This is a genomic window from Staphylococcus cornubiensis (assembly GCF_900183575.1).
Taxonomy (GTDB): Bacteria; Bacillota; Bacilli; order Staphylococcales; family Staphylococcaceae; genus Staphylococcus; species Staphylococcus cornubiensis.
The window spans coordinates 1-463 of record NZ_FXUZ01000056.1; the positions used below are offsets into that span (position 1 = coordinate 1).

At 56.8% G+C, this 463-nt stretch carries 1 protein-coding gene; it reads left to right on the forward strand.

Translation table 11 applies throughout. The features are described 5' to 3' along the window. A partial coding sequence (locus CCE82_RS12485) for a DUF5801 repeats-in-toxin domain-containing protein (protein WP_159454550.1) occupies positions 1-463 on the forward strand: 463 nt, incomplete at both ends.

Sequence of the window (463 nt, forward strand, 5' to 3'; positions counted from 1 at the left end):
GTCTACGGACATGGCAGGCTTTGCGCAAAGCAGTGGTGCTGTGGTGAGTTCTGCGGGCAGTGTGACGGGTCAGGACAACGAAGGGGCCACCATCAAATTTTCTTTAGCGATAGCCAATGCGGCGAGCGGATTACAAACCACGGATGGGGATGCCATCACCTTAACCCTTGAAAGCGGCCTTGTGGTGGGTCGTGATGCGAGTGGCAAGGCTGTTCTGGCGATTTCAATTGATGCTGATACGGGCGTGTTAAGCGTGGCCCAATACGAATCCATCAAACACCCAACCGGGGGTTCGTCCTACGATGAGGCGGTGCACCTGGGCGGCAAGATCAATGCGGTAGTGACAGTGACCGACGGCGATGGGGATGTGGCCACACAAGCGATAGGCATAGGCGACAAGGTGGTGTTTGAAGACGACGGGCCTGTTGCGCAGATTGCGGCAACCGGGGCGAAGGTCATTCAT